At 62.1% G+C, this 5,169-nt stretch carries 4 protein-coding genes; all 4 read left to right on the top strand.

What is annotated here, in order from left to right:
• Positions 1–900: 900 nt before the first annotated feature.
• The 4 genes from CG51_RS17455 to fusA all read left to right on the top strand — a co-directional run bounded on the left by CG51_RS17455 (position 901) and on the right by fusA (position 5,056).
• Positions 901–1,809: a DMT family transporter gene (locus CG51_RS17455; RefSeq protein ID WP_035747202.1), complete on the top strand. Its 909-nt coding sequence runs from the start codon at positions 901–903 to the stop codon at positions 1,807–1,809.
• Positions 1,810–2,068: 259 nt separating this feature from the next.
• Positions 2,069–2,440 (top strand): 30S ribosomal protein S12, encoded by a 372-nt coding sequence (gene rpsL, locus CG51_RS17450; RefSeq protein WP_010399029.1) that lies wholly within the window; start codon positions 2,069–2,071, stop codon positions 2,438–2,440.
• Positions 2,441–2,452: 12 nt separating this feature from the next.
• Entirely contained in the window at positions 2,453–2,923 is a 471-nt protein-coding gene (rpsG, locus tag CG51_RS17445; protein ID WP_035747201.1) for a 30S ribosomal protein S7, read from the top strand.
• A gap of 18 nt (positions 2,924–2,941) precedes the next feature.
• Positions 2,942–5,056: an elongation factor G gene (gene fusA / locus CG51_RS17440; protein WP_035747200.1), complete on the top strand. Its 2,115-nt coding sequence runs from the start codon at positions 2,942–2,944 to the stop codon at positions 5,054–5,056.
• The last annotated feature ends 113 nt before the right edge of the window (positions 5,057–5,169 follow it).

The raw sequence follows: 5,169 nt of genomic DNA, 5'->3' as shown, positions 1-5,169 counted from the left end.
GTATATGGATTTCCGGCTGGATTTCGTCACATTGCAAACGATTTCCACCCCAAAGCAGGCCAAAAAAATCTTGTTTTAACAGCCTATTAAGGAGCCGACAGGCTTTCCGGTGCCTTCAATGGAGGTCGATCAGGCTCGCAGGCCGGATGTCCGTTTCCTGGTGGGACGGTTTCGTGATGTGGCTTGCTCGTTGAGCCGATCCGTAAAGGTGCTGGCGTCCCTTTCCCTCTGGGAGGAGTGCGTATGCTGCACAGCACCGTGCTGCTTCGGGAAGCGAGGCCGATCTTGTTTGAGAGGCCACCCTTCCGGACCAACGCCCTTTGCTTTCCATTCTTCGCTTCGGAGGTTGTGAAGGTTCTGGATGTCATGCCGACGATGCCCAAGATGGGAAAATCTGCGTCGGGATGAGCGGCAGAGCGTATATCGACGGTCATATTTGTTGGATTGCAAATGATTTCCGCTCCAGCATGCGCCCCAGACCTCTTCCAGAATTCTGTCGCTGCTCTTCCTTCGCAGGGCAGGGGCCTGCTGCTGCTGCAAAAGCCCCTCGCGCTTTCGGTCAGAGGACACGCCGTGACATCCTGGTCAAACCAGGCCACGGCGAACATCACGGTGACGATCAGCGCCAGCTACCATCCTGCATGGGACAGCATCCGATTCAGAAAATCCAGCGAACCCCGCTCCCTTTTCTCAAGGAGGGAGAGCAGGCTTGGGGAGGAAGCCTCCGCCCGATCGCAAGAATGGGGGCCGCAAATACCCATGCCCACCTTTTCGCCGACCTGCGTCAAATGCGACATCAAATGACGTAAATACGCAGTCTGCTTTCACGCGCTGTGCTAAGGCGTCCTGAGAGCCGACGGATTATTACTGTCGGTTTCCGGGGGGTTGAAGGCTTACCAGATGCCGAAGACGGCCAATATGCGCGGCGCGCTGCTGATGATTGCAGCAGTGGGCGCCTTCACGGTGAACGATGCGCTGATGAAGGCCATCCTCGGTCACGTACCGCTTTTTCAGGCTCAGTTTCTGCGCGGGCTGGCGGTTCTCCTGATGCTTGCGCTTGCCTCCGGCTTCTTTGCGCCGCCGCGGTTCGACCTGTCGCGGCTGGACTGGACGCTCTGCCTCGCCCGGAGTTTTGCGGAAGCGGTCAGCGCGGTGCTGTATCTGGAAGGTCTGTCCCGCATTCCACTGCCCAATGCCACGGCGATTCTGCAGTCCGTGCCGCTGTTCCTCACTTTGGCGGCGGCGATCTTTCTCAAGGAGCCGATCGGCTGGCGGCGGCTGGGGGCGATTCTCGTGGGATTCCTCGGAGTGCTGCTCATTGTCCGGCCGGGGCCGGAGGGATTCTCTCCCGGAGCGCTTTACGTCTCTGCCTGCGTGGTGACGGTTATCCTGCGGGAGCTGTGTACGCGGAAGCTGTCCGCTGCTGTTCCGTCCATGACGGCGGCCCTCACCATGGGGGTGGTGTTGGTCGTCTTTTCAGGCGCAGGCGCGGCGGTGGCGGGCGAGTGGACACCGTTGGCGGCCGTGGACATCCTGCGGATCATTGCAGCTTCCGTGGCGGTTTCCTTGGGTTATGTGCTCAGCATAGGGGCAATACGGCTCGGTGACCTCTCTGTCGTGGGTCCATTCCGCTATACGGGGATGGTGTGGTCACTGCTTCTCGGGCTTGCATTTTTCGGTGTGTGGCCCGATCCGCTGACCCTAGCGGGGGCGGGGATCGTCATTGCCGCAGGCCTGTTCACCATCTATCGCGAGCATGTGGCGGAGCGCGCGGCATCGCGGCTTTCGGGGGGCGTCGCGGCCGACTGACCCCTTGCGACGCGGCGTTCGGGCGGGGACACCTGTTGACATCCCCCCCGACTCCCCATATACGGCGCGTCACCCGGGTGGCGAGGTGCGTCTTCTGCTGCCCCTGCTCATAAACTGATGTGGTCATGATCCGGGCGAAAGCCCCGATCCTCTGGAATTCCACCGCGTCGTTCCCCGCGAAGGGGAACGAATGCGGTTTTGGCGTTTGCGGACAGGCGCGACGCCGATGACGAGAACGGATGCAACACGGGGAACCGGAATGCCGACTATCCAACAGCTGATCCGCAAGCCGCGGCAGCCCAAGGTGCAGCGCTCCAAGTCGCAGCACCTCCAATCCTGCCCGCAGAAGCGCGGCGTCTGCACGCGCGTCTACACGACGACGCCGAAGAAGCCGAACTCGGCCATGCGGAAGGTCGCCAAAGTGCGGCTGACCAACGGTTTCGAGGTGATCAGCTACATTCCGGGCGAAAAGCACAACCTTCAGGAGCACTCGGTGGTCCTGATCCGTGGCGGCCGGGTGAAAGACCTTCCGGGCGTCCGCTATCACATCCTGCGCGGCGTGCTCGACACGCAAGGCGTCAAGGACCGTCGTCAACGCCGTTCGAAATACGGCGCGAAGCGTCCGAAGTAAGGAGATCTGGGCATGTCCCGTCGTCACGCTGCCGAGAAGCGCGAAGTTCTGCCGGACGCCAAGTTCGGCGACACCGTGCTGACCAAATTCATGAACAACCTGATGATCGACGGCAAGAAGTCGGTCGCGGAAGCCATCGTCTACAACGCGCTCGACCGCGTCGAGGGCCGCGTGAAGCGGGCCCCGGTCGAGGTGTTCCACGAGGCGCTGGACAACGTGAAGCCGGCCGTCGAGGTGCGCTCCCGCCGTGTGGGCGGTGCGACCTACCAGGTTCCGGTGGAAGTCCGCATCGAGCGCCGTGAAGCGCTGGCGATCCGCTGGCTCATCACGGCTGCCCGCAAGCGCAACGAGAACACCATGGAAGAGCGCCTCGCCGGCGAGCTTCTGGATGCCGCGAACAACCGTGGCACCGCGGTGAAGAAGCGCGAAGACACTCACAAGATGGCCGACGCGAACAAGGCGTTCAGCCACTACCGCTGGTAAGCGGCAGGAGCACCGACCATGGCACGCGAATATCCCCTCGAGCTCTACCGTAACTTCGGGATCATGGCTCACATCGACGCGGGTAAAACCACGACGACGGAGCGTATCCTGTACTACACGGGCAAGAGCCACAAGATCGGCGAGGTGCATGACGGCGCCGCGACGATGGACTGGATGGAACAGGAGCAGGAGCGGGGGATCACGATCACCTCTGCTGCGACCACGACCTTCTGGCAGCGGACCGAGGACGGCACCCATGAGGGGCCGAAGTACCGGTTCAACATCATCGACACCCCCGGCCACGTCGACTTCACCATCGAGGTGGAGCGCTCGCTTGCGGTGCTCGACGGGGCCGTGTGCCTTCTGGACGCGAACGCTGGCGTCGAACCGCAGACCGAGACGGTGTGGCGTCAGGCCGACCGCTACAAGGTTCCGCGGATCGTCTATGTCAACAAGATGGACAAGATCGGCGCGGACTTCTTCAAGTGCGTGCAGATGATCAAGGATCGCACCGGCGCCACTCCGGCTCCCGTCGCGCTCCCCATCGGTGCAGAAGACAAGCTCGAGGGCATCATCGATCTGGTCACTCAGGAAGAGTGGACCTGGAAAGGTGAAGACCTCGGCGCGTCGTGGACCCGTCAGCCGATCCGTGAGGAGCTGAAGGATGTGGCGGACGAATGGCGCGGCAAGCTCGTCGAGCTTGCGGTGGAAATGGACGATGCGGCGATGGAGGCCTACCTCGAAGGTGAGGAGCCTGACGTCGATACCCTGCGGAAGCTGATCCGCAAGGGCTGCCTCTCCATGACCTTCGTGCCGATTCTCGCCGGCTCGTCCTTCAAGAACAAGGGCGTCCAGCCGATGCTGAACGCGGTGGTCGACTATCTGCCGAGCCCGCTCGACGTTCCGGCCTATGTCGGCTTCGCCCCGGGCGACGAAACGGAAACCCGGAACATCGAGCGTCACGCCTCCGACGAGGAGCCCTTCTCGGCTCTGGCGTTCAAGATCATGAACGACCCCTTCGTCGGCTCGCTGACCTTTACGCGTCTCTACTCCGGCGTCCTCAAGAAGGGCGACCAGATGCTGAACGCGACGAAGGGCAAGCGCGAGCGCGTTGGCCGGATGATGATGATGCACGCCATCAACCGTGAAGAGATCGATGAAGCCTATGCAGGCGACATCATCGCTCTCGCGGGGCTGAAGGACACGACAACGGGTGACACGCTCTGTGATCCGGCGAAACCGGTGGTTCTCGAAACCATGACCTTCCCGGAGCCGGTGATCGAGATCGCGGTGGAACCGAAGTCGAAGGCCGACCAGGAGAAGATGGGCCTCGCGCTCGCTCGCCTGTCCGCCGAAGACCCGTCCTTCCGCGTCGAGACCAACTTCGAGTCCGGCCAGACGATCATGAAGGGCATGGGCGAGCTTCACCTCGACATCCTCGTCGACCGCATGCGTCGCGAGTTCAAGGTCGAGGCGAACATCGGCGCGCCGCAGGTGGCTTACCGGGAGACCATCTCCCGTGAGGCGGAAATCGACTACACGCACAAGAAACAGACCGGCGGTACCGGCCAGTTCGCGCGCGTGAAGCTCGTCATCACCCCGACCGAGCCGGGCGAGGGCTACTCGTTCGAAGCGAAGATCGTGGGTGGTGCGGTGCCGAAGGAATACGTTCCCGGTGTCGAAAAGGGCATCAAGTCGGTCATGGACTCCGGTCCGCTGGCGGGCTTCCCGGTGATCGACTTCAAGGTCGCGCTGATCGACGGTGCGTTCCACGATGTCGACTCCTCGGTCCTCGCGTTCGAGATCGCGTCCCGTGCGGCGATGCGCGAAGGCCTGAAGAAGGCCGGTGCGAAACTGCTGGAGCCGATCATGAAGGTCGAGGTGGTGACCCCGGAAGAATACACCGGTGGCATCATCGGCGACCTGACCTCCCGCAGGGGGATGGTGACGGGGCAGGAAAGCCGCGGCAATGCCAACGTGATCAACTCGATGGTGCCGCTGGCCAACATGTTCGGCTACATCAACACGCTGCGCTCGATGTCCTCGGGTCGCGCCGTCTTCACGATGATTTTCGATCATTACGAAGCCGTGCCGCAGAACATCTCGGACGAGATCCAGAAGAAATACGCCTGATCGGCGGGGTGGCGGTCCCCGCCACCCGAACCCATTCCGCCGTGAGCGCATCCGCGATCCGGTGACACGAAACAGGAGGCCATCATGGCAAAGGCAAAGTTTGAACGGACGAA

The organism is Haematobacter missouriensis (assembly GCF_000740775.1).
GTDB lineage: Bacteria > Pseudomonadota > Alphaproteobacteria > Rhodobacterales > Rhodobacteraceae > Haematobacter > Haematobacter missouriensis.
Note: the sequence above shows the minus strand (reverse complement) of the source record. Positions and strands in the feature narration are given on the sequence as shown.

Excerpts from the sequence above, each read along its gene's own strand:
- CG51_RS17455 (WP_035747202.1), top strand. The coding sequence starts at position 901 with ATGCCGAAGACGGCCAATATGCGCGGCGCGCTGCTGATGATTGCAGCA.
- rpsL (WP_010399029.1), top strand. The coding sequence starts at position 2,069 with ATGCCGACTATCCAACAGCTGATCCGCAAGCCGCGGCAGCCCAAGGTG.
- rpsG (WP_035747201.1), top strand. The coding sequence starts at position 2,453 with ATGTCCCGTCGTCACGCTGCCGAGAAGCGCGAAGTTCTGCCGGACGCC.
- fusA (WP_035747200.1), top strand. The coding sequence starts at position 2,942 with ATGGCACGCGAATATCCCCTCGAGCTCTACCGTAACTTCGGGATCATG.